At 40.4% G+C, this 20,443-nt stretch carries 17 protein-coding genes and 1 pseudogene; 1 reads left to right on the top strand and 17 read right to left on the bottom strand.

Annotated elements, in window-relative coordinates; translation table 11 throughout:
- Window positions 1-520: 520 nt before the first annotated feature.
- The 17 genes and pseudogenes from spoVE to M313_RS0104935 all read right to left on the bottom strand — a co-directional run bounded on the left by spoVE (window position 521) and on the right by M313_RS0104935 (window position 19,728).
- Window positions 521-1,621, bottom strand: a complete 1,101-nt coding sequence (gene spoVE, locus M313_RS0105005) for a stage V sporulation protein E (protein ID WP_010193059.1) — start codon at window positions 1,619-1,621, stop codon at window positions 521-523.
- Between the two features lie 159 nt (window positions 1,622-1,780).
- Complete coding sequence (gene murD, locus M313_RS0105000) at window positions 1,781-3,130, bottom strand: UDP-N-acetylmuramoyl-L-alanine--D-glutamate ligase (RefSeq protein ID WP_010193058.1); 1,350 nt, start codon at window positions 3,128-3,130, stop codon at window positions 1,781-1,783.
- Between the two features lies 1 nt (window position 3,131).
- Window positions 3,132-4,106, bottom strand: a complete 975-nt coding sequence (mraY, locus tag M313_RS0104995; RefSeq protein WP_010193057.1) for a phospho-N-acetylmuramoyl-pentapeptide-transferase — start codon at window positions 4,104-4,106, stop codon at window positions 3,132-3,134.
- A 433-nt stretch (window positions 4,107-4,539) separates the two neighbouring features.
- Window positions 4,540-6,010: pseudogene (locus tag M313_RS22745) on the bottom strand (UDP-N-acetylmuramoyl-L-alanyl-D-glutamate--2,6-diaminopimelate ligase).
- Between the two features lie 148 nt (window positions 6,011-6,158).
- Window positions 6,159-8,096, bottom strand: coding sequence for a stage V sporulation protein D (locus M313_RS0104985; RefSeq protein ID WP_010193054.1), 1,938 nt, complete (start codon window positions 8,094-8,096; stop codon window positions 6,159-6,161).
- Window positions 8,097-8,901: 805 nt separating this feature from the next.
- The gene (locus tag M313_RS26275) at window positions 8,902-9,303 is read right to left on the bottom strand and encodes a PASTA domain-containing protein (protein ID WP_034774352.1); all 402 of its coding nucleotides are present in this window, start codon (window positions 9,301-9,303) and stop codon (window positions 8,902-8,904) included.
- Window positions 9,304-9,305: 2 nt separating this feature from the next.
- Entirely contained in the window at window positions 9,306-11,042 is a 1,737-nt protein-coding gene (locus tag M313_RS22735; protein ID WP_234946540.1) for a peptidoglycan D,D-transpeptidase FtsI family protein, read from the bottom strand.
- 91 nt (window positions 11,043-11,133) lie between these two features.
- Window positions 11,134-11,493 carry a cell division protein FtsL gene (gene ftsL / locus M313_RS0104975; protein WP_010193053.1) on the bottom strand — a complete coding sequence of 120 codons (360 nt, stop codon included), beginning with the start codon at window positions 11,491-11,493 and terminating at the stop codon, window positions 11,134-11,136.
- A 32-nt stretch (window positions 11,494-11,525) separates the two neighbouring features.
- Window positions 11,526-12,464, bottom strand: coding sequence for a 16S rRNA (cytosine(1402)-N(4))-methyltransferase RsmH (gene rsmH, locus M313_RS0104970; RefSeq protein WP_010193051.1), 939 nt, complete (start codon window positions 12,462-12,464; stop codon window positions 11,526-11,528).
- Between the two features lie 130 nt (window positions 12,465-12,594).
- Window positions 12,595-13,026: a division/cell wall cluster transcriptional repressor MraZ gene (mraZ, locus tag M313_RS0104965; protein ID WP_010193049.1), complete on the bottom strand. Its 432-nt coding sequence runs from the start codon at window positions 13,024-13,026 to the stop codon at window positions 12,595-12,597.
- A 298-nt stretch (window positions 13,027-13,324) separates the two neighbouring features.
- Complete coding sequence (gene bshC / locus M313_RS22730; RefSeq protein WP_010193048.1) at window positions 13,325-14,440, bottom strand: bacillithiol biosynthesis cysteine-adding enzyme BshC; 1,116 nt, start codon at window positions 14,438-14,440, stop codon at window positions 13,325-13,327.
- Window positions 14,437-14,955, bottom strand: coding sequence for a bacillithiol biosynthesis protein BshC (gene bshC / locus M313_RS26575; RefSeq protein WP_157182420.1), 519 nt, complete (start codon window positions 14,953-14,955; stop codon window positions 14,437-14,439). The genes bshC (M313_RS22730) and bshC (M313_RS26575) overlap by 4 nt, the downstream gene beginning before the upstream one ends.
- An 84-nt stretch (window positions 14,956-15,039) precedes the next feature.
- A complete protein-coding gene (locus M313_RS0104955; protein ID WP_010193046.1) occupies window positions 15,040-15,429 on the bottom strand; it encodes a DUF3397 domain-containing protein in 390 nt (129 codons plus the stop codon).
- A gap of 73 nt (window positions 15,430-15,502) precedes the next feature.
- Window positions 15,503-16,420: a 2-dehydropantoate 2-reductase gene (locus tag M313_RS0104950; RefSeq protein WP_010193045.1), complete on the bottom strand. Its 918-nt coding sequence runs from the start codon at window positions 16,418-16,420 to the stop codon at window positions 15,503-15,505.
- A 136-nt stretch (window positions 16,421-16,556) separates the two neighbouring features.
- Window positions 16,557-18,101, bottom strand: coding sequence for an acyl-CoA carboxylase subunit beta (locus M313_RS0104945; protein WP_010193044.1), 1,545 nt, complete (start codon window positions 18,099-18,101; stop codon window positions 16,557-16,559).
- A 36-nt stretch (window positions 18,102-18,137) separates the two neighbouring features.
- Window positions 18,138-18,350 (bottom strand): acetyl-CoA carboxylase biotin carboxyl carrier protein subunit, encoded by a 213-nt coding sequence (locus M313_RS0104940; protein ID WP_010193042.1) that lies wholly within the window; start codon window positions 18,348-18,350, stop codon window positions 18,138-18,140.
- Between the two features lie 34 nt (window positions 18,351-18,384).
- Window positions 18,385-19,728 (bottom strand): acetyl-CoA carboxylase biotin carboxylase subunit, encoded by a 1,344-nt coding sequence (locus M313_RS0104935; protein WP_010193041.1) that lies wholly within the window; start codon window positions 19,726-19,728, stop codon window positions 18,385-18,387.
- A gap of 212 nt (window positions 19,729-19,940) precedes the next feature.
- On the opposite strand from M313_RS0104935, the gene M313_RS0104930 reads away from it, so the two are divergent.
- A complete protein-coding gene (locus M313_RS0104930) occupies window positions 19,941-20,441 on the top strand; it encodes an N-acetyltransferase (RefSeq protein WP_029326345.1) in 501 nt (166 codons plus the stop codon).
- Window positions 20,442-20,443: the final 2 nt, after the last annotated feature.

The following is a 20,443-nucleotide window of genomic DNA, read 5'->3' as shown; positions in this document are numbered from 1 at the left end:
ATTTATTCATGTGAAATATAGGCAGGAACTTACCTTTGCGCTCCATTCTCTAATGAATGAAGACTTCTCTTCTACGTTTTAATTGTCACTGGCGTCTTCATAACGGCGATGAAGACATCTCTCCTCTTTTTTCCTTGTCACTGGCGTCTTCATAACAGCGATGAAGACTTCTCTCCTCCTTTTTCCTTGTCACTAGGGTCTTCATAACAGCGATGAAGACATCTCTCCTCTTTTTTCCTTGTCACTGGCGTCTTCATAACAGCGATGAAGACTTCTCTCCTCCTTTTTCCTTGTCACTAGGGTCTTCATAACAGCGATGAAGACTTCTCCCCTCCTTTTTCCTTGTCACTGATGTCTTCATAACAGCCATGAGGACTACTCTTCTATTTTTTCTTCGTCACAAAGGCATTCATCACGAAGATGAAGAATCATCTAGAAGACTATTCCACAATCCGATTAGTTTATAATTTCTTACACAACACAAAAGCCGAAACCAGTGGGGTGCTGATTTCGGCTTTTGTTAGTATTTCGCGTATCTGCTTATGTTTAAGAGGATACCGACGGCGAGCAACATCAAGGTCAATGAGGAGCCTCCATAACTTAGGAAAGGGAGAGTAATTCCAGTTACTGGCATCAATCCGGTTACTACTCCTACATTTATGATGACCTGGATAGCAATCATGGCGATGATTCCCACTGCTAAGAAGCTGCCGTACAAATCAGGGGCACCTAGTGCAATCCGGATTCCCCTCCATAGTAGCAATGCAAATAGTAGAACAACAAATGTGCCTCCGATAAACCCAAGTTCCTCTGCCAATATAGCAAAAATGAAGTCTGTCTGCGGTTCAGGTAAATAAAAGAACTTCTGCCTGCTTTGACCAAGTCCTAATCCAAGCAATCCGCCTGGCCCAATTGCATATAAGGATTGAATGATCTGGAAGCCGCTTCCTAATGGATCTTCCCATGGGTTCAAAAAGGAAGTGATTCGTTTTATCCGGTATGGTGCCGAAAGAATCAAAACAACAAAACCGGCTACACCGACAAGACCTAAACCAATAAAGTGACTGATCCTCGCACCTGCAACGTAGATCATGACAATACATGTACCAACCATTACAGTTCCTGTCCCTAGATCGGGCTGCAACATAATCATTCCAAAAGCCAAAAATACAAGAGAAAGACTCGGAACCAAGCCTTTTTTGAAGGATGTAATCTTTTTTTGATTTTCACTTAAGTATTTTGCTAGAAATGCAATCATGGCTATTTTCATAAACTCTGATGGTTGTACCGAGAACGCTCCAACTCCAATCCAACTTCTAGAACCGTTCCGTTCCATTCCGACACCAGGAATCAAAACGATGACAAGCAAGAAAAAACATACCAGAATAATTAATTTCGACCAAGTTCTCCATGTCCAATAGTCGACGTTCATGATAAAAAACATTGCAACTACACCGAGTCCAGCAAATAGCATCTGCCTTTTGGCGAAGAAGAATGTATCTTCAAATTTGTAATCAGCCCATACCGCACTTGCACTGTAGACCATGATAAGTCCTACTGCAAGCAAGGTTAGTGTGGTTAAAATTAATATTATGTCCGGAGTTGATCGCTTGTTTGCCAACGTGAAAACACCTCTACTACAGAAATTAGGGCAGATGGAGCCTAAACGTTAACGAAACGTTCATGCCAATAGCCAGAAAAAGGCTCTGTCCGTATGCTTTCCCTACATATAAGTAGGGAAGCTATCAGAACAAAGCCTCTTGAACATGTGGCCAAGCCCTTATTTAAGCTTATGCACGGCGTCTATAAAAATGTCTCCTCGTTGCTCAAATGTTTTATATTGATCCCAGCTTGCACAAGCAGGGGACAATAAAATGACATCTCCGCCCTCGGACATTTCATAAGCCACCGGTACGGCTTTTTCCACATTATCGACATGTTTTATTTGTTTTATTCCAGCTTCAGAAGCTGTGCGCATCAATTTCTCAGCTGTCTCACCAAAAGTTACGAGCACTTTGACGTTACTCATGTAAGGTAGAAGGTCATCAAACTCGTTTCCGCGATCAAGCCCTCCTGCAAGCAGAACTACATTATTTTCAAATGCGGAAAGAGCTTTTTGAGTAGCTAAAATGTTCGTAGCTTTAGAGTCATTATAAAACCTTCTGCCGTCGCGCTCACCAATGAACTGCAAACGATGTTTAACACCTGAAAATCTTGTAAGCACCTCTATAATTGCCTCATTACTGACTCCTGAAAGTTTTACAGCTGCCACAGCTGCTAGGATGTTCTCCAAATTATGTTTTCCTGGCAACACAATTTGATCTATAGAGATAATTTTCTCGTCTTTAAAGCATACATAATTATCTTTTAAGTAAGCACCATCAACTGTTTTATTTGTGGAGAATGGAACGATGGTAGGCTGAATTCCCTCAGAAAGTTTCATCACTTGGGCATCGTCAGCATTGACGACTGCATAATCTTCTTTTGTTTGGTTGAAGAAAATTTTTGCTTTTGCTTTTCCATACTCATCCAATGTTCCGTGATAATCCAAATGGGCTTCAAAAAGATTAAGAAACACAGATATCTTCGGTCTGAATATATCCGTTCCCATCAATTGAAAGGATGATAATTCCGTAACCATGATATCTTTTTCAGTCGCTTGCTGAGCCACTTCTACCGATACATTTCCGATGTTGCCGGCTATTAGGGGTGATTTTTTATCCGCAGCTAGCATTTCGTCAATCAGCGTAGTAGTGGTGGTTTTCCCATTAGATCCAGTAATTCCGATAATTGGTGCTTCACTGATTTGATAGGCAAGTTCTACTTCGGTAAGAACAGGAATTCCTTTTTCAGTCGCAAGTTGTACCAAGGGGTTATGATAGGGAATGCCCGGGTTTTTAAAAACTACATCAATTTTCTGATCAAAGATATTTGTCGGATGTCCACCACAAACAACTTCCATGCCTTTAGAAAGCAGATATTCAGCTTGTTCGTTTCCCTCGAAAGGACTTCTGTCATTTACAATTACCTTTGCCCCCAACTTATGTAACAAATCTGCAGTTGCAGTTCCGCTCTTGGCTAAACCTAGAACAAGAACCCTTTTTCCTTCGTATTGGTTGATTTTCTTCATATTAGATCCACACCTCTAAATAAATTCCAAGCAACGAACACAACAGCCCGACTGTCCAGAACGTGACAACTACGCGCCATTCTGACCAACCGACAAGCTCATAGTGATGATGAAGTGGACTCATTTTAAAGACCCTTCTTCCTGTCGCTTTGAAAGAGATGACCTGGATAATAACGGAGAGTGTTTCCATTACGAAAACTCCACCGATAATAATAAGCAGAATTTCTAATTTTAATAATACTGCTACAGTCGCAATAGCACCACCAAGCGCCAATGAACCTGTATCTCCCATGAACACCTTGGCAGGATGAGCGTTAAATACTAGAAATCCTAGTAACGCACCTACAACCGCAACAGCGAAAATGGACACTTCAAACTGTGACTGATACCAGGCAAGAATAGCAAACGCACCAAAAGCTACAGCAGCAGTTCCTGATACAAGACCATCTAGCCCATCCGTCAGATTGACTGCGTTGGAAAATCCAACTAGCCAAAAAATTAGAAAGAGAACATAAAAGAATCCTAATTCAATAGAAATGCTTGTTCCCGGTACACTGACCGCAGTGGAGAATTCAAATTGCACAAAAACAAAATAGAAGATAACTGCAATTAAGATCTGTCCAATTAACTTCTGCAAGGAAGTCAACCCTAGGTTTCTTTTGAGAACCACTTTAATAAAATCATCCAGAAAACCTAACAGTCCGTACCCTACCATCACAAAAAGCAGCAAGTACGTTTCAACGGAAGTTTCCGCAAATTGGCCTGTGATGACGAGAGTTGTTACCGCAACGGACAGGAGTATCATAATTCCTCCCATTGTCGGGGTGCCTGTTTTCTTTTGGTGGGATTGCGGCCCTTCTTCTCTTATACTTTGACCGAATTTCAGTCTTCGCAGGAAGGGAATAAATATTGGTGATACTAATACAGTAATTAAAAAAGACATAACGATAGCAAATAAGATAACCTGTTGTTCCATCGTTATTCCCTCCTCTCTTGAATCTCATGATTAGAGGTATTATCCACCTATTATAACCGGCAGATAATACCCGTTTTTTCGTTTAGATTTTTTTCTGGTCAACCACCGCTGTTGATTTCCGCACCGAGCTTCGCTTTCCTAGGGGCGCTGCTTGAGCCTCCTCACTTCGTTGCATGGTCTCAAGCTAGCGCTATCTCCATCAATAGTCTTTGCCCTATGCTCTAATCAACAGCTAGGAAATTGCATTAAGTTAAATGTTATACCAAAAGTAAATTTTAGCGGTTTTTGGTTGATATGAAAATACTTTTTTTCATCTTTTTATTATTTCTTGTTAAAATAACACTTTTTCATTATCCTCTGTTCAATTTCTGGGATATTGTAAGGCCTAGGCAATGGTCTAATTGTTGGATAAAATCATACACACCTTAACAGTCTATGAGCTTTGCTTCGACTGTATGGCTTCCAATGCAATTTTTCTATCATCAAATTCAAGCACTTTATCCCCTATGACCTGATAGGTTTCATGACCTTTGCCTGCAATTAGGACCACATCACCGGATTTGGCTTGATCTATTGCTTTAAAAATCGCCGCTCGCCTATCTTCCACAATTTCATAGTGCCTCTCTTTTACACCGGCTTCCATATCTTTAAAGATTTGAAGTGGGATTTTCAGAACGGGGATTGTCGGATGTGAATATAGCTTTGCTCGCATAATTCACTGCGACTGCAGCCATCAACGGACGCTTTGAACGATCTCTATCGCCTCCGCAACCTACAATACAATAGATATTGTTTTGAGAAAGTTGTTTGGTCGTTTTCAGCACATTTTCCAAGCTGTCAGGAGTATGAGCGTAATCAACAATTACCGTAAAGTCCTGCCCTGCTTCGATAGCTTCAAAACGTCCAGGCACCCCCCTCATATTTTCAACCACTGGAATGATGGTCTCCATGGGGATATTGGAAACATAACTGGCGCTTATTGCAGCAAGAACATTGTACACACTAAATTGTCCGACCAATTTCAAATTGATAGGAACGACTTTATTATCATACACGAGGTCGAATGTGGTGCCCTTAGCCGATGTCTTCACATTTTTCGCCCTGATGTCGCTGGTTTCATTTATTCCATAAGTTATAACTTGAGCAGCAGTTGCTCTTTTATAAATATCACTTGCAGGGTCATCAGCATTCAAGACGGCATACTTCGGCTTTGCAAGATTATAGGAGTTTCCTAATGAAGAAAATAACAAAGACTTGGCATATCGATATTCTTCCATCGTTTTATGGTAATCGAGATGATCTTGTGTAAGATTGGTAAACACCGCCACATCAAAGTCACATCCATACACCCTTCCCATATGGAGTGCATGGGAGGATACCTCCATCACCACAGTGTCTACTTTGTTTTCAACCATTTGGTGAAAGGAGTCTTGCAAAGTTAATGCATCTGGAGTGGTATTTTTTACAGGATATGTTTTGTTTCCTATTTTCATATAAATAGTGCCGATCATACCCGTCTTTCTCTGATGATGTTGGAAAATGGATTCTATGATATGTGTGGTAGTCGTTTTTCCATTTGTACCGGTAACACCTATCAAGTGAAGTTTATGTGTAGGCTGTTGGAAGAATACATCCGCTAAGATAGCCATTGCCCTCATGGTGTCAGGAACAACGATGACCGGAACAGCAACATCTAATGGTTTTTCTGAGATGATGGCGACTGCCCCTTTATTCACTGCCTCCTGCGCGAATTGATGCCCATCTACCGTGTACCCTTTAATACAAAAAAATAAACTCCCTTCATTGACCTTACGGGAATCCATGACAATGGAAGATATCTCAGGGTTATACTTTGAGGATACTTCATATCTGTGAAGATATTGAATTAGTTGTTGAAGTTTCATACGAATCAAACCCCTTTGGCTTACTTGAAAACCTAAATGCCGAATGAAAGACTATAAGGATAGATGGTGAAAGATAACGACAATTTTCTTAAATTACCTTAATCACCATTCTATCCTATTTAGGGAAATTAAACCAATCAGCTACAATTTATTCCTCATCAGATTTGCTTTTCCCGGACATGAAGACCCTAACAGTCGACCCTTCTTCCACTTTTGTACCAGGAGCCGGCGCTTGCTGAACAACTGTATCCCCATCCCCGCTAATATCAAGTTTGAGAGTAACTAGTTGTTGGAGAAGTTCTTTTCTTGTCATACCTTTTAAATCAGGAACTTCTACAAGAGGTACATCCGGCCATTGCAATTCTTTTTCGATTTGTCCTTTTCTCTTTTCCACTCCCAAAGCATTTAGGCTATCCTCCATTATATTCCCAACTATCGGGGCTGCTACAACACCACCAAACTGAACGGTTCCCTTCGGATTATCAACAGCAAGATACACAACAAGTTGAGGATCATCCGCAGGTGCAACACCTATAAAAGATACAATATGATTATTTTCCATATAACGACCGTCTTTAACTTTCTGGGCTGTTCCCGTTTTCCCACCAACTCGATACCCTTCTACAAAAGCATTACGACCAGTTCCTTGGGCAACTACACTTTCTAATGCATAGCGTACCTGAGCAGAGGTTTCTTCTGAAATGACCCTTCTCTTTTCAACAGGAGTCTTTCTCGAGACTATATCTCCTGAAATAGGGTCCACAAACTCTTTCGCAATAAATGGAGTGTAGAGTATTCCGCCGTTCACTGCTGCTGAAACCGCCGCAACCTGCTGAATCGGAGTAACGGATACCCCTTGTCCGAATGCAGTAGTTGCTAGCTCTACCGGTCCTACTCTTTCAGGTTTAAATAGAATCCCCTTTCCTTCTCCAGCCAAGTCGATTCCTGTCTTCTCACCAAAGCCGAAAGACTTTATATAATTAAATAATGTTTCGGTACCTAAACGTTGGCCCAGCTCAACAAAACCTGGGTTACATGAATTTTGAACCACTTCAAGGAATGTCTGGTGGCCATGTCCTCCTTTTTTCCAACAACGAAGCCGTGCTCCATCAACCATTGCTGCTCCGCTGTCATTAAAAGTATCATTTTTCAAGTTGACTTTATTTTCTTCCAAAGCGGCTGCAAGGGTGATAATTTTAAACGTTGATCCCGGCTCATATGTGCTCCATACAGGCAGGTTCCGGTTATATATCTCAGGTGCAACATTTTGAAATTCAGCGGGATCAAAATCCGGCCTGCTTGACATCGCTAAAATTTCTCCTGTATTCGGGTCCATTGCTATTGCAATGATTCCATCAGGGTTATACAATTCCTGTGCAAGATCCAACTCTCTTTCCATGATTGTCTGAACTTTCGAGTCAATCGTTAACCTCAAGTCTAAACCGTCCTGTGGGGCTTCATAATCATCTGGTATATCCGGCATTCTTCTTCCCTTTGCATCCGAATAAAATTGTACGTATCCTTTTTCTCCTTTTAATTGTTCATCATAGTATAGTTCCAACCCCATTAAGCCCTGATTATCTATCCCTGCAAAACCTAATACATGGGAAAGATAACTACCGAATGGATAATGGCGTTTTGAGTCCTCAGCAATATAAACCCCTTTTAACCCTAATGCTCTTATCTCTTTCGCTTTCTCATGAGAAATCTTTCTTCCTTCTGGGTTAATCCTTTCCATAGAGGAACTTTTCGTTACTAGCTTGTACACCTTTTCTTTGGACATATTTAAGACAGCTGCGAGTTTTTCAGCCGTGTCATTAGGATCTTTAATTTGTCTCGGTACAACCAAAACCGTCGGTGCACTCATATTCGTTGCCAATGGAACCCCGTTTCGATCAAGGATCTCTCCTCGTTCTGGTTCAAAGGGAATATTCCTGCTCCAAGAATCTTTTGCACGGTCTGTTAGCATATTCCCCAATGCGAATTGAACATATCCTAGGCGTAAATCAATAATACTGAAAAGTAGAATTCCTACAAGAAGTACAATGGTTAACCTTCTCCGAACCGTCACATGAGATACCCGCATATCCTATGAACCCCCTTTAATATTCGTAGTAATATATGCTTGTACGAACGCGGATAGAACATGGTAGTAGGTTGTAATCCAAGAGAAGCTCTTATTTTGAACCCCTGAATTTGTATTAAAAACCGAGCATAGATCTTTAAATGAAAAATTTTAGTCAATTGGTTAATCGCCGCTGTTCCTTTCCACAAATGATTCGCTTTCCGCGGGACGGTGCTTGAGCCTCCTCACTTCGTTGGAGGCCACTGAAAAACCTAGTAACCAATCTTTTGGATAATTTATAGCTGTTGATTGGAGCAATAGGCGAAGACTCCTACGGGGGAGTAGCGACAATGTTGAGACCCCGCAGGGCGTAGCCCGAGGAGGCTCAAGGTCGCCCCGTGGAAAGCGAAGCCGTTTGCGGAAATTAACAGCGGTGTCTTAAAAAAATCTAACATCAAAGACTTTTTCAGTGGCCAACTTCGTTGCGGGGTCTCAATCTACCGTTACTCCCCCCTGGAGTCTTCATCATTTGCTCCAATCCACAGCTATAAACTACTAGAACGAGAGGTTAATGCTTTTTCACTTAACTCTGTTAGATTCCTTTTTATCAAGCCTAGGTGAATGAAACCCTCTAGTTGATTGGAGTGGAAGGTGCGCAGACGCCCGCGGGAGGAAGGACAGGTGAGACCCCGGAAGGCGAAGCCTGAGGAGGCGCACGGACCGCCCGCAAGCAAGCGAAGCGCCTGGAACGGAAATCAACTGTTTTTATAATTATTAACATAAAAAAACACTGCCAAAGGTCTATGCCTTTAACAGTGCATTTAAGTTAACTATCCTCGGAATCTTCTTCTGATTCTGTTTCTTCCGTTTCATCTTCCTGTTCATCCGTTTGCGGCAGAGGTCTGTTTGAGCCCAATTCCACAACTAGATTGTTCCCCTGTTCTACCGGGGTTCCAGGAATGATATTCTGATTTAGTACGTAACCATTTCCGATAATCTCGGTTTCAAGTTTGAGTATGTTGGATATCTTTCGAACATCACGCAGGCTCCATCCCGTCATATCCGGGAGTGCCGGAGATTTTTCTGTTAACAGAATGACCCTTTCGCCTTTAATGACTTCACGGCCTGGTTGAGGGGTTTGTTTCAATACCTTTGATCCCTCACCAACCATCACATATTCAGGGCCGTTAGAGCCAGAAGATACATCCTGAATATTTTTTACCGACAAGATTAGGCACTTTCATCCCAACACTTTTCTTCTTCGGAGTGTTTTGTTTGATTCTCATCAGGTTGGATGCTCAAATATTGTAAGCTGCGACGCATCACGGAATTGAACACTCCCGATACAGGACCTGCTCCGTTTTCATGTTGAGCAATTTTCGGCTTTTCTACCGCCACATACATCAATAACTCGGGATCATCGGCAGGAGCCATCCCTGTAATTGAATAGATGTATTCGCCATGACCAGATAAATAACCTCCTGGTCCAGGGATTTGGGCGGTTCCTGTTTTTGCTGCCACTTTATATCCTTCGATACTGTATGGACGACCTGTTCCGTTTTCTGAGCTAACAACTGATTCTAATACTTCTAACACTTTGTCAGCAGTTTTTTCAGATATAGGTGTGCCTTTTTGTTTCGGTTTATTTTCTAATACAACCTCATTTGTGTTTGGATCGACTATTTTATCCACCACATACGGCTGCATCATCTTCCCATCATTTGCAATGGCCGTTGCGGCTTGGATTTGTTGGATCGGGGTAAAAGCCGACCCTTGACCGAATGCAGTAGAAATGCGGTCTCTGTAATAATCGTAGTTAATGTTACTTGTTGTTTCGTCTGGGAGGTCTATACCTGTTGGTTCATTCATCCCAAATGCATGAATGTATTCCAATAGTGTATCTGTCCCCATCTTATCTGCAAGTAGAGCAAAAGCTACGTTTGAGGATCGCTGAACCCCTTCATCGAAAGATATGGTTCCCCACCCCGACCTATTGTGATCGTACACAGGAATAGGATCTTTTGGGAGAGTATAAGAACCAGACTGATAGAGTTCAGAGCCATTGTATACTCCTTCTTCAATTGCTGCAGCCAGGGAGAATATTTTCATAGTGGATCCTGGCTCATAGCGATACGAAATGGCATCGTTATTCCAATTATCTGTCAAACCTTCTCTGGTGTTTAAATCGAAGGTTGGGCGAGATCCCATCGCAAGTATTTCGCCTGTCTTTGGATCTGCCACTATTGCAATGATACGTTCCGGTTCGTATTGCTCTACTACATTGTTCATTGCTTCTTCTAAAAATGTCTGTATTGTCTTATCTAATGTCAGATGCACATTTTTCCCGTTGATTGCAGGAACATAGGATACATCTGAGTCCATAGAGAGTTTGATCCCTTTATTATCTGTTTTAACGGCTAATGAACCATTCTGTTCTTTTAGTTCATCCTCTAACATCTTTTCAAGACCTGTTACACCAGAAACTACACCATCATCATTTGATCTTGCAAAACCTACCACGTGACTGGAAAATTTGCCGTTGAAATAATAGCGTTTGGAACCTTCCACAAATCCGATACCCGGCAATTTCATGTCTTCTATTTCTTTTTTGACGGACAAGGGAAGATCTCTGCCCAATGCTCCGAATTCTACTTGTTTACGATTTAACTGTAGCTTTTCTAAGATTTCATTCTCATTAGCCTCTAAGACAGCCGCCAATTTTGCAGCAGTGTCTTCTGGATCAACAACATGACGAGGTTTTTTATCATCTGTTGTCATAGCATCGTCCAACACCGCCACGAGATTAAAGGAAGGTGTGTCTTCTGCAATCGGGTCGCCACTTCTATCAAAAATGGAACCCCTTGTTGCATCTATTGTCTTATCGACATTATATCTTTCACTGGCCTCTGCTGATAAATTATGTCCATGTGCTTCTCCGGTTGCTTGAAGGTAAAAAAAATCGCCCAATTAATAGAAAAAAGAGCAACGCAAAAAATCCGAGTAGAATTGCTGCTCCTAAGTGAATTCTTTTTTTATGAACGATGTTATGGGTACTCATTTAGTTCCCTACGTTCTTCACATTGTTTTCGTTTAATGTCAGACCAAGGTTTTTCGCTTTTTCAAGAATGACTTCATAGCTGCTTTCTTCCGCTACCCGAAGTTCAAGTTCACGATTTTCCTTTAATTGCGATTCGATGGATCCTTCAAGCGTTTGTATTTCGCTATTCACATGATAGATATTTACATGGTTCGTAATAACGTGGATGGAACCAAAAGCCAGCATACCGATAAACATATAGCCAAGTATTTTTTCCCCAAGAGTAATTTTCGAACGTTTCTTTACGACCAATTGCCTTTTTGGCGACTGTTGTATGCGTTCTTCATGCTGCCTCTGAATTTTGTGAGCTAAGTTACTCATTCTCTTTCCCCCTAGTCTACATTATTTTATATTTAGTCTTTCGCTTTTTCTGCAATTCTTAGTTTGGCCGATCTTGCACGATTATTGGTTTCTAGTTCCTCTTCACTAGGTAGTATCGGCTTTCTAGTGATAAGTTTGAGTATCGGTTGAAATTCTTCCGGGATGATTGGAAGTCCAGGCGGCAGTTGTGGCAACTGACTTTTCTCTTTAAAGGCTACCTTACACATTCTGTCTTCAAGTGAATGGAAGGTAATAACAGAAACTCTTCCCCCGACTTTCAAGACATCAATTGCTTGATGAATAGCATCTTCAAAAACACCCAACTCGTCATTTACTGCAATTCTTATTGCTTGGAATACTCTTTTGGCAGGATGTCCGCCGGTTCTCCTAGCAGGAGCTGGTATGCCATCTTTAATGATTTCCACCAATTCAAGTGTCGTTTCAATCGGCTTCGATTTTCGATATTCCTCGATTTTTCTAGCTATTTGTTTGGAAAATTTCTCTTCTCCATATTGAAAGAAAATCCTTACAAGCTTCTCATAAGACCACTCATTGACAACATCATAAGCACTAAGCGGACTGTTCATGTCCATTCGCATATCCAAAGGTGCTTCGTGATGGTAACTAAAACCTCTTTCAGGTGTGTCCAATTGAGGAGATGAAACGCCAAGGTCAAATAACACTCCATCCACTTTGGTGATTCCCTGCTCGTACAATTTCTCTTTCAGATGCTTGAAATTACTTTTAATGAAAATGACCCGGTCCAGGTAGTTATGTAACACATTCTTTGCATGTTCTAGAGCATGGTCATCCTGATCAAACGCGATTAATCTTCCTTTGTCTGATAACTGTTTTACAATTTCGGAACTATGCCCTGCACCTCCTAATGTGCAATCAACATACGTGCCATCTTCTTTAATGTTAAGACCTTCTACTGCTTCATTGAGTAGTACTGTTACATGGTGAAACATTTTCCACCGCCTTTCTAGCTCTAAGCTGTTTTCCTCTAAGATGCTGCATTTTCTTTTCTATCGGTATTTTCTCACCGACTATCTTGTTTTATCCAGGCTGTTCTTAGTATTCGATGTAATGAAATCCCTTTTATAAGTCAAAATCTACGAGGTTTTCTGCAATCTCTGCGAAGGAGTCTTCCGAGTCTTCGACAAATGAGTTCCAGTTTTCCTTGCTCCAGATTTCTATTCGATTAGACACTCCGATCACCACGCATTCCTTATCTAGCTGCGCATACTGAACAAGTGGGGTCGCAATATTCACTCGGCCTTGCTTGTCCAATTCACACTCAGAAGCACCAGAAAAGAAGAAACGTGTAAATGCACGGGCATCCTTTTTAGTAAGTGGCAATTGTTTCAGTTTATCTTCAACTGTTTTCCATTCAGAGAGCGGGTAGCCAAATAGGCATTTATCGAGGCCTCTGGTAAGAACAAAGGTTTCACCTAAATGATCACGGAATTTTGCAGGCACAATCATACGCCCTTTTGCATCAATTGTATGATTATATTCCCCCATGAACATTCGGCTCTCCCACCTTTCTTCTACTTTCCCCCACAATCCCCCACTTCTCTCCACTTACTTTATTGTACTATTCTCTTCCCTAAAAGAAAATCCTTTAAGCCTACTTTTTTTTCGTTTTTCATCTTTTTACAACATTTTTTGACAAAAGGACGAATTTAGGTCAAACTTGGCTCTTTTTGACCCTGGACAAACACAATAAGCTACCATTCTTCAGTATATGTTCGTTTACGACTCCCTTCTTTATTGGTGATTGTCAGAAAAAGAATATAAAAAAACAGCGGATTTTACCCGCTGTTTTTTAAAGTTTTATTATTTTATGCTTTCCGTTATGTTCCAATGGCAATTCAGTTAGTCTTTGGACAAAATCGAGACCATACTTGTTAAGGAAATAATAAATATTCCATACTCTCTCTTGCGGCATACCTTTAGGCAAGACTGCGAGTTCGACACGTTCATATTTGTTCATCATATTTTCATGTTTTTCATATGCTGAACGCTCTATTAAGCGATGGATATAGGTGAATTGTTTATCAATCAGATTCCAATTCTTCTCAAATGTCTTTCGATGATGTGGCAACGTAGTATTACCCACTTTTCGGAATTGATCATGAATAGTTACATATTGTTCACGATAAGACGCCAAGGTAGCTTCTATTGTTTCTAGTTCTTGCTTATACAACCAGGCTTTCCGTTTTTCCTCAAGCCCCTTTTCCACCACATCTTCAATGTTTTCATTCAATTCGAGTAATGTTCGATCAATGTGCCTTTCCAATAAAGTCAAAGATATTCTTGGTACAACAGGCGGCATTTCAAGATTCATGGCACGGAAACATCGACCAAGTTCAGCCCAGTAGCTGATTTCACCCGGACCTCCGATAAAAGCAAGGGTGGGGAACAAAAACTCCTGCATCATCGGTCTAGTTACAACATTATTGGAGAAGTTTTCAGGTTGTTCTTCCATCAACTTATTTAAATGTTCCACTGTAAACTGATGGTTTGAATCCTTTATATAAGCAATCTGTTTCGCTTCATCCCAAAATAAGAGCTCGCGTTCACCGTTTTGGTGGAAGAATATATTCATGGATTCTGCGTCAATCTCGAGCATCGGTGTAAACCCTTGTTCCTCGAGTTCTTTTTGTGAAAGAAGCATTCCATTGCGAATTTGTCCATGCTTCGATAATAGTTGTTGCATATAAGGGGTTTCCAGTTTGCGCAAGGAAGGATCTGCTGCATTAACTAATACAAGACCAGTACCTTTAAAGAGTTTTGTAATCAAGCTTGCGCAGATATCCACAAATGTGGCAGATACTTCAAGTGCATGCTCTAATTCTTCTTTTAACTCCCTTGTATAAGGACTTTCTCCATAGGAATTAATTGTTTCTAGTAACCATGCATGTAATTTTTCTTTTGTCATAATGAAGCTCTGATACCATTTTTTTGCCGGCTTCTTTTCATAGGAAAAACATGTTTTTTATTTTCATTATCTTTCGGTAGATTCACATGATTGATTTCCTGATAATCATGATCTTCTCCTGCTATCCAAAAAACAGGAACAACCGGTATACCAAGTTTTAGCTCCTGCTCTTGGGCAAGCTTAATTGTACTGAGGATTTTAGAAATAGTATAAATTGGGCCAGTCATTAAACCAGCTTGTTGCCCACTGATCACCACTACCGACCGGCTGTCATTTAATTTTTCAATGCTATGTAAGGTTTGTGCATCTGCATGGTACCTTTGATTAAATTCAAGAAGATGTGCAGCAAGCTCTCTTCTCCTGAAGCTTCTATTTTTCAAATATTCGTTTCTTTGTGTATATGTCTCTACAGAAAACGGATTATATGTAAAAAAGGGAAGAATGCTCTCCTTTTGTGATAAATAAGCGGAGGAAAACTTATTAATAGTAGGGAGCGTTAATTCTACTACATTCATAAAGTACGTCCTTTCTGAATCGTTCATATGTGTTAATGTCTCCATGAGTATAGCATTGATTTCCATTGTTTCAAAAAATATTGCTTAAGCAAATGCATCAAAAACCCGTTTAATTATTCCAAATGTCATTAGACAAAAATAGGCTAGGAAAAAAAGCAGGAAATTTAAACGCCAAAACCCTTTGAACACCTTTTTAAAATGTATTTCCTCTTTAAGTTTGTAGTGTGTCAAAACCATCACTGTCTCCATTATTAGTAATACAGTTAAAATGACCGATAAAAGCGATGTTTCCCAGATGATGATTATGATAAAGTGTACAGCTAGGATAAAGAAAAGCGTCGAAGAATCAATCGCCAAATGAAAAGACTTTTTATTGTTCCTTGTTACTGCCTTAGCAATAAAATAAAACACAATCAGCGCAAAAATAGGAAGCGTAACGATTGTAGCGAAAGTTCCTGCTAAAAATCCCGACATTTCATCATACCTCTTTTCACTTATTCCATTATTTTTAGTATTTTACAAGCATGGTGAAATTGCATAAGAGGTATTAACAGCTTGCATTGTTTTGGAGCCCTTTGACAGCTTCATAAATAAATTCTGTTAACGGTACTGATTTTCCTTGTTTTTTAGCCAAGTTCATTACAAATCCCAATATGGCATCAACTTCAGTTTGTCTGCCTTCATTTATATCACGCTTCATGGAAGAGATGTTATCTGCTGTTTTCTCGCAAATGGAGCAGATATGATTCCACACTTCTTCCCTCTTCTCCACTTGGACCAAAAAATTTATTTCATTATATAACTGCTTCATACACTTTTGGAAATAAGGGTTTGTTAACAGCTCTCCATTGCGAACATCAAATATAGCCGTCAAGGGGTTGATGATGGCATTGACAAGCAATTTTTTCATCATCATTTCATAGAAGTCTTCGCACACTTCAATCGGAAAATCCAAACCGATTGTATCCATCCACTTATTTATAAAAGGAGATGCGTGTAAATCAGCTTGTGTTTCAGGATAACCTGCAAGTTTCGTACGACCTTTTCCTGTCCACATTATAGTGCAATCATTATTCTTCTTCACACCATGTTCCACTATCCCCAATAGTATTTCGGCATGAGAGATATGTGCTAGCATGTCAATATGAGACATCCCATTTTGGAGAAAAAGGATGGATTGATCTTTTGTGCACATTTCCAAAACGGGCAGGATCTCAAATAAGCCATATTGCTTCGTTGCCACTATGATTAAGTCATCCTTTAAAGGGACATCGCTCTCCCACTTCATGACATTAACATTTCTAGTTTCCTTTTTTTGATCATTATGCGATATTGTTATGCCTTGGTTCTTGATAGTTTGTAATGCTTCATCCCGTTTTACATAGAGAGTGACTGTAAATACTTTTGATAACTGAAAGGCATATAAGAGACCTACAGCCCCTCCGCCAACAATTCCAATTCTCATCGGTTCTCCTTCTTTAGTCCTATTTTTCTTCATTGTACCAATTTATCGTTTTGGATTGTACTGTTCTTTTTCTTCTGATGTACCATGCCCATAAAAACATCCAGTGCCTCAAATGGGCACTGGATGTTTTGATTAACTATACCGGATATACAGGATGTTTACGATGACTGAATGTCATTTGCTTACTTGAATAGTAATGGAATCGACTAATCAATACACTGCGCAAATCTTTTGCCGGTACAATATCATCTACAATCATTTCGGATGCTAATTTATAGATATCAATATGTTCTTTGTATTCTTGATGCTTTTCTTGTACAAAAGCAATTCTTTCTTTTGGATCTTCGATTTCATTAATTTTGTTGGAGTACACTGCATTGACAGCCGCTTCAGGTCCCATCACGGCGATTTGTGCCGTCGGAAGGGCAATGCAGCAATCAGGTTCAAATGCCGGTCCGGCCATGGCATAAAGACCCGCACCATAAGCCTTCCTAACCACAACAGAGATTTTCGGCACGGTTGCAGAACTCATCGCTGCAATAAGTTTAGCTCCGTGGCGTATAATCCCTGCACGTTCCACCTTTGTACCAATCATGAAACCTGGAACATCAGCAAGAAACAGTAATGGAATATGGTATGCATCACAAAGCTGAATGAACTTGGCACCTTTGTCCGCAGAATCTACAAATAGTACGCCGCCCTTCACTTTTGGCTGATTTGCGATGATTCCCACCACCTTGCCATCCATTCGGGCAAAACCTGTTATCAACTCAGGTGCGAAAAGTTTCTTGATTTCAAAGAAACTGTTTGCATCAATAAGCTGATCTATCGCTTCATACATATCAAATGGAGCATTTTGATTTACAGGGATGATATCCGTTAGCGCCCTGCCCTCTTGAGGACTTACGGGATCCACTTCTTTCGTCTTCTCTTGGTAACTGCCAGGAAAATATCCAAGATACTTTCGGGCTTGCTGAATTGCTTCTTCCTCTGTAGCAGCGAGAACATCTCCACAACCACTCACAGAGCAGTGCATTCTGGCTCCACCCATTTCTTCAAGTGTTACCTTTTCTCCAATGACCTTCTCAGCCATACGAGGAGAGCCCAAGTACATGGATGCATTTCCATCTACCATGACCACGATGTCACAGAAAGCCGGAATATATGCTCCTCCAGCAGCGGATGGACCGAACAACAGACAAATCTGTGGGACCATTCCAGAAAGCTTCACTTGGTTATAAAAGATCTTCCCTGCTCCACGTCTGTTTGGGAACATATCTAGTTGGTCTGTAATTCTCGCTCCGGCAGAGTCAACTAGATAAAGAATCGGAACCATTAGTTTTTCGGCTGTTTCTTGAATTCTAATAATTTTTTCTACCGTTCTTGCTCCCCATGAACCTGCTTTTACAGTAGAATCATTGGCCATGACACACACTGTTTGACCATTTATTTTTCCTATTGCCGTTACAACACCATCAGCTGGGAGACCCTTTGCTTTATTATTGGCAAAAAGTCCATCTTCTTCGTATTGTCCGTTATCAAATAAAAGAGCAAGGCGATCACGAACAAATAATTTGTTTTGTTCTTTTAATTTCTCGTGATACTTCTCACTTCCGCCGCTCTTGATTGTTTCAACCGTTTCTTGAAACTCTTGTTCTAAATCATTGGTGGTTTTTATCATCTTAATCCCCCGCTTTCTTCTCAACGTTGTAAAAGACTATTCCAACTCCAGTAACACATCTCCATCATTTACGAATTCCCCTTCTGCTGTTGAAATGGATGCTACTTTGCCGTCCATCATCACTTCCACAGGGATCTCCATTTTCATTGATTCTAAAATGATAACTGTTTGACCAGCTGTTACTTCGTCGCCCACTTCCACTAACACTTTCCAAACTGTACCTGCCATTGCCGCTTCTACTTTTTTCATCTTAATTTCCTCCCAATCTCTTGTTGTATTGATTTTAAGTTGTAATTGGATTCATCGATTGAATGAAACCTGTATGATATTGACCCGAGACAAATTCATCCGTCTCAATGGCACGAATTAAAAACGGAAGATTCGTTTTTATCCCTTCTACCGAAGCAGCCGTTAAATATTCTTTAGCCCTTTCAATTGTCGCTTCTCTTGTATCACCTGAAACGATTATTTTAGCAATCATAGGGTCATAAAATGGTGTTACCTTTAAATCTGGACCATATCCGCTGTCCACTCTGACTCCTTCTTCACTTGGAAGGTGCCATTTAGTAATGAGCCCAGGTGAAGGAAAGAATTTGACTGGATCTTCTGCATATAAGCGAAATTCTATTGCATGTCCATTGCTTGTGATTTCATCTTGTTGCAATGGAAGCTTTTCCCCGGCCGCCACCTGAAGCTGCCACTCTACAAGATCAAGGCCGGTGATGCATTCAGTTATCGGATGCTCAACTTGAAGTCTTGTATTCATTTCAAGGAAATAGAAGTTTTCCTCTTCATCCATGATAAACTCAACTGTTCCTGCATTTTTATAATCTACTTCTTTGGCAGCCAAAACAGCTGCTTCACAAATTTTCTTTCGAGTCTCTTCACTCATAGCAGGACTTTGCGCTTCTTCAATTACCTTTTGATTCCGTCTTTGAACAGAACAGTTCCTTTCAAACATATGTACGACATTTCCATGGGCATCTCCGAAGATTTGCACCTCTATATGCTTGGCATTCCCAACGTATTTTTCAATAAACATATCTTCATTTTTAAAATAAGCTTTCGCTCGTTTCTTGGTCTGCTCGAAGGTATTTTCAATATCCTCTCTGTTTTCACAGCGGTGCATTCCAATTCCACCGCCACCGCCACTGGCTTTTAACATAACAGGGAAACCGATTTTCTCTGCAAGAACCAACGCTTCCTCTAATGATTCAACAGGCTGCTCAGAGCCAGGAACGACAGGGACGCCAGCTTTAATCATGGCTCTGCGAGATGATAATTTATCTCCCATTAATTTGATGACGTCTACACTTGGACCAATAAATGTCAGTCCTACATCATGGAGCGCTTGTGCAAACTCCCCATTTTCCGATAAGAAACCGTACCCTGGGTGGACACCATCCACGTCTTCTTCTTTCGCGATTTCCAAAATCCGTTCTACATTTAAATAAGATTTTTGAGGCGGGGCCTCACCTACATGTCTTGCTACTGTCGCTTGCTGAACATATGGCAAATCTTTATCAGCGTCCGAATATATAGCAACTGTTTCTACCTCTAATCGTTGACATGTTCGTATGATTCGTTCTGCAATTTCTCCTCGATTAGCAATCAGTATTTTTTGCATGGAGTAATCCCCTTTCTAAAGAACTTGCAATTTAAATCCCTAACAAACTACTATTTCTACATAATTCCTCGATTTCCTTCTTTAATTGCAAGCGCTTTCTAAAATTATTGCAGAATTTTTTGTTTTTTTGTTATATAATTAATATTAAAATAAACCATTCTGCTTAATATGTATAGTGGTAAGCGCTTAAATTAGAGATATTCAAGGGGGAAATGTACATGACTGTTAAAAAACTATCAATTAACTATAAAACACTGGAAGAGTTCAAACAGTTTAGGGAATACGGCATACAGGAACTATCTATGTTGGAAGATCTCCAAGATAACATTATCGAAAATGACAGCGAATCACCATTTTACGGTATTTATTATGGTGAAAAACTTGTGGCAAGGATGAGCCTGTACCGAGTTTCCAAAGAGCTTGATAAATATTTTGAACCTCGTCAAGATTATTTAGAGTTATGGAAATTAGAAGTATTATCAAACTACCAGCGTAAAGGTTTTGGAAAAGAACTGGTTGATTTCGCAAAAGGTTTTGGACTTCCAATCAAAACGAACCCCCGTGTGAAATCAGCTGACTTCTGGAATCGCATGGGGTTCACCTCTGTGCATTATGATGTGGAACGCGACCTAGGGGAAAACCCGCTTGTGTGGTATCCAGAAGGAGTCAAGGCTCAAGAAAGACTCTCCACTAAAGAGGAAACAACCGATTAATT

The sequence above is a fragment of the Bacillus sp. m3-13 genome (genome assembly GCF_000175075.1).
GTDB lineage: Bacteria > Bacillota > Bacilli > Bacillales > Bacillaceae_I > Sutcliffiella_A > Sutcliffiella_A horikoshii_C.
Note: the sequence above shows the minus strand (reverse complement) of the source record. Positions and strands in the feature narration are given on the sequence as shown.

Bases quoted from the DNA above. Each gene is read 5' to 3' on its own strand.
- mraZ (WP_010193049.1), bottom strand. From the start codon at position 13,026: ATGTTCATGGGGGAATATAATCATACAATTGATGCAAAAGGGCGTATG.
- M313_RS0104935 (WP_010193041.1), bottom strand. From the start codon at position 19,728: ATGCAAAAAATACTGATTGCTAATCGAGGAGAAATTGCAGAACGAATC.
- ftsL (WP_010193053.1), bottom strand. From the start codon at position 11,493: ATGAGTAACTTAGCTCACAAAATTCAGAGGCAGCATGAAGAACGCATA.
- M313_RS0104940 (WP_010193042.1), bottom strand. From the start codon at position 18,350: ATGAAAAAAGTAGAAGCGGCAATGGCAGGTACAGTTTGGAAAGTGTTA.
- bshC (WP_010193048.1), bottom strand. From the start codon at position 14,440: ATGACAAAAGAAAAATTACATGCATGGTTACTAGAAACAATTAATTCC.
- M313_RS0104950 (WP_010193045.1), bottom strand. From the start codon at position 16,420: ATGAGAATTGGAATTGTTGGCGGAGGGGCTGTAGGTCTCTTATATGCC.
- M313_RS0104930 (WP_029326345.1), top strand. From the start codon at position 19,941: ATGTACATGACTGTTAAAAAACTATCAATTAACTATAAAACACTGGAA.
- M313_RS0104985 (WP_010193054.1), bottom strand. From the start codon at position 8,096: ATGCGGGTATCTCATGTGACGGTTCGGAGAAGGTTAACCATTGTACTT.
- mraY (WP_010193057.1), bottom strand. From the start codon at position 4,106: ATGGAACAACAGGTTATCTTATTTGCTATCGTTATGTCTTTTTTAATT.
- M313_RS0104945 (WP_010193044.1), bottom strand. From the start codon at position 18,101: ATGATAAAAACCACCAATGATTTAGAACAAGAGTTTCAAGAAACGGTT.
- murD (WP_010193058.1), bottom strand. From the start codon at position 3,130: ATGAAGAAAATCAACCAATACGAAGGAAAAAGGGTTCTTGTTCTAGGT.
- M313_RS0104955 (WP_010193046.1), bottom strand. From the start codon at position 15,429: ATGTCGGGATTTTTAGCAGGAACTTTCGCTACAATCGTTACGCTTCCT.
- bshC (WP_157182420.1), bottom strand. From the start codon at position 14,955: ATGAATGTAGTAGAATTAACGCTCCCTACTATTAATAAGTTTTCCTCC.
- rsmH (WP_010193051.1), bottom strand. From the start codon at position 12,464: ATGTTTCACCATGTAACAGTACTACTCAATGAAGCAGTAGAAGGTCTT.